Origin of the sequence: uncultured Mucilaginibacter sp. (genome assembly GCF_903913935.1) — a bacterium.
Lineage (GTDB): Bacteria > Bacteroidota > Bacteroidia > Sphingobacteriales > Sphingobacteriaceae > Mucilaginibacter.
Genome location: NZ_CAIWNH010000315.1, coordinates 1 through 3,373, shown reverse-complemented (window position 1 = coordinate 3,373; position 3,373 = coordinate 1). Strand labels below are relative to the sequence as shown.

Below are 3,373 nucleotides of genomic sequence, written 5' to 3'. Positions count from 1 at the left end.
TTTCATGGGAACGGTTTGCCTGATGACGGTTAACGAAATGAATTAGCGTGCGATTACTACCCTTTTGTTTACACTTGAATTGTCCGTTTCTATATTCAAAAAGTAAATACCATTGGCAACTTTGCTTATGTCTATATGCCTATTTGGGGTTTGCAGAATTAATTGGCCTAAATCGTTCATCATCTTAATCGTGTGGTTTTCGCTGTTATCACCAAATTGAACTGTCAGCTGATCCTTAGCAGGGTTTGGAAACACCGTAACCTTGTCGCTGCTTACGATTTTGTTTATTGATGTTGTGGCAGTAGTATCACAGGTGCCGATGGTATAAGTAAATGCAACTTGCCCATTCTTATTAACTCCCAATGTATCCTTGGGTAAATACGACTCTACGTAATCAACCTTTACGCAAGAAGGAGATACGGTAACCCGGATATACCCTGAGCCGTTCAATGTGTCAGCTGTATACGCCGCACCGTTGGCTAAAATGCCTTTCTCATAGGTAGAATCGGCTGCCATGGGAACCTCCTGATATATGACACTATCCAAAACTTCGCGTGCAAACAAATGGTCATGTCCTTGAAATAAAATATTTACCCCATAGTCCACAAACAGCTGTTGAATGGGTTTCCCCCAACCTGGCCGGTAAGTATTAAACTGGTATTGGCCGTTTTTAGCATATCCACCCCACTCAAAGGTTCGAGCTGGTATGATTCCTCCCCGCTCCTCGCCAAGGGGATGATGAACAAACACGAACTTGTATTTTGCAGTGCTGCTTTGTAAAGTGTTTTTAAGCCAGGTATATTGAGTATAACCCAGTGTCCAGTTCCAACCATCAGCCTTTACTTGTAAGGAATCAGGATTAAAACAATCAAACCTATAAGCATCTAATACAACAAATAAAGCATCTCCCCAGGTATAAGCATAGTAGTCATCCGGCTTATTCATGCCAAACATTTCGGCATCCGAATTGCCGGAGAAAAATCCGTTTGGCTCAGGATTGGCATAGTAATATTTACGCCACAAGGTTGACCATACCGCCAGGTTATTGGGTGCAAGGGTATCGAGATAGTATTGCTTTTCGCCATCGTGATTACCTAAACAAATGTTGAAGGGTACCGAATTACATAACGGTGCCAACCTTGAGCGATAAGCCTTACGCAGTGAATCTACCTGGTGTGAAGTAATAGTAAAAGCATAGTGGTCATCGCCAAAAATATCGCCCAGGGTAAACATAAAATCGGGTTTATCTGCCGCCTGGTTTTGCATTGTTACACTATACAAATGAGGGTTGCCATAATCGTATAAATGTTCATCAGATTCCACCTCAAAAGTGAAAGTACTGCTTGGTGCGCGTTGCGTATGAAAAGTATATTCCGGCGTGGCGTTAAAAGCCCCTCCACCAGCAGCCTGGTACATTACCCTATAATAATATCTTGTGTTTGCCATAAGGCCGCTAAGCTCCGCCATATAGGGCTCATTGGCGCTGTCGATGGACACTGAGGTAGAGTCGGTGTAGATTCCGGATTGATTACCATAATGCACATAAAGATTCACTGTTTGGTCAAACATGATGCTAGCAGTAATGGAAGTATCAGTAGCCCTGCCCAAAATAATGGATTGAGCTTGCGCTAACACGCCATTCCCCATAAAAATAAAAAGAGTGAATTGAAAAACTGATTTGAGAATAGAGTTTGCATTGCAAGGTCTGTTCAATTGCTTCATGGGTACGCTTAATTTGGCAGATGAAAAAATATGGGAGGCTATGTCTTGACACTAAAGCTTTTAAAAAGTTTAACGAAAATGACTTTCCCCTTTACCTTCTCTTTGCTTTAAAAGACATTTGCCCCGAATAGCTTATTAGACGACAAAAGAATTTTTGTCTGGCACTAACAGATGAATATTTAGTACATAATAAACCTGAAGAGAAAAAGGTAGTCACTTAATAAGAAACGACTACAGGTAAATGCATCTTTAATAAATATAAATTCGCCCTTGTCACAGCTTCTGGCTATTCCCCCTCCCCACGAGCAATATTACTATTAGTGGAAATGGAAAAAGAAGCTGAGTTAATTGCTAAAATAAGGGACGGTAACATTAGCGCATTTAATGAGTTGGTACTGCTTTACCAGAAAATGGTAATTAACACTTGCTACAGATTTTTATTAAATCAAGAAGATGCTGAAGATACGGCACAGGAGGTTTTTGTTGAAGTTTACCAGTCAATCAATACTTTCCGTGAAGACGCCAAGCTCTCTACATGGATTTACCGAATTGCTGTTAACAAAAGCCTCGACGAAATAAAAAAGCGGAACAGAAAAAAGCGGGTAAGATCAATTGGAAAAACTTTGGGAATTGAAAGTGTCTTAAGCTGGCTGGCTGGCGGTGAAAGCCCTGATAAATCTATTCACCAAGCAGAAAGTTTAAGTGAAATAATGCAGGCACTTAACACCTTACCCGACAGCCAACGTGTGGCATTTACACTGAGCAAAATTGACGGGTATACTAATGCGGAAATAGCAGAGATAATGAACACCACTATAGTTGCAGTTGAATCCCTTGTGTCCCGCGCTAAACGGAAAGTAAGTGCTGAACTGGAAAAAATACTAAAAAAATGAGGCAAGTGCCAGAATTGAAAATATTAATCGTCAAACCAAATAGATAAAATGGAGACAGAATCATTAAATAGGAAAATAGAGGAATCCCTTGAGCATTTTGAGTATCTTCCTGATATGCAACCATCGGGTACTTGGAATGAGACCCTCAACCATAGGCTGCGCGCTTCTCCCCGCAAGCACAAAACTCGGCCTCCACTGGTACTTGCCATAGTATCGCTGGTGGTTATCAATGGAGGGGTAGTTCTTAAAACAGTACTTTCCGGTAGCACTGCTTCTTCACAAGACAGCCAAAAACTAGAGCTCATTGCTGAAACTATATTGTTTAACCCCGATTCAGCAAATAATTAGGCTATGGAAATATTTGCTCAAAATAAAGTGCTGAAATGGTGTGTTGCAGTGTTGGCAATCATCAATATGCTCACGCTTGGTACATTTTTATGGAAACAGCATTCACCTCCCAACCAGCGGCCAATTATACCGGATGATTTTAGGGATGTATCGGGCATTTTACAAAAGGAATTGAACTTAACAGCAGCGCAGACCGAACAAATAAAACAAATACGCTCCAACTTTTACGACAAGGAAAAAGTGTTGAGTGTTATAATAAGAGGTGAAAGAGATTCGATGAACATGATTATGTTCAATAAGAATACAGATGACAGCCTGGTGAAATTGCTGGCACGAGCTGTGGCCGAGAATGAATATAAAATGGAACTTTTACGATTAGACCAGGCGCAACAGCTAAAGGCAATTTGCAC

The 3,373-nt window shown here is 40.9% G+C and carries 4 protein-coding genes; 3 read left to right on the top strand and 1 reads right to left on the bottom strand.

The annotated features are described in order from the left end of the window. Positions 1–42 precede the first annotated feature (42 nt). Positions 43–1,569, bottom strand: a complete 1,527-nt coding sequence (locus tag QZY09_RS12300; protein ID WP_295672786.1) for a T9SS type A sorting domain-containing protein — start codon at positions 1,567–1,569, stop codon at positions 43–45. A 479-nt stretch (positions 1,570–2,048) separates the two neighbouring features. Here QZY09_RS12300 and QZY09_RS12295 point away from each other — a divergent pair, with 479 nt between their 5' ends. The 3 genes from QZY09_RS12295 to QZY09_RS12285 form a co-directional block, all read left to right on the top strand. After that, positions 2,049–2,615 (top strand): sigma-70 family RNA polymerase sigma factor, encoded by a 567-nt coding sequence (locus QZY09_RS12295; protein ID WP_295672784.1) that lies wholly within the window; start codon positions 2,049–2,051, stop codon positions 2,613–2,615. 48 nt (positions 2,616–2,663) lie between these two features. Then, the gene (locus QZY09_RS12290; protein ID WP_295672782.1) at positions 2,664–2,963 is read left to right on the top strand and encodes a hypothetical protein; all 300 of its coding nucleotides are present in this window, start codon (positions 2,664–2,666) and stop codon (positions 2,961–2,963) included. Between the two features lie 3 nt (positions 2,964–2,966). After that, positions 2,967–3,373, top strand: a 407-nt coding sequence (locus tag QZY09_RS12285) for a hypothetical protein (protein WP_295672781.1), incomplete at its 3' end; no start/stop codon positions are given.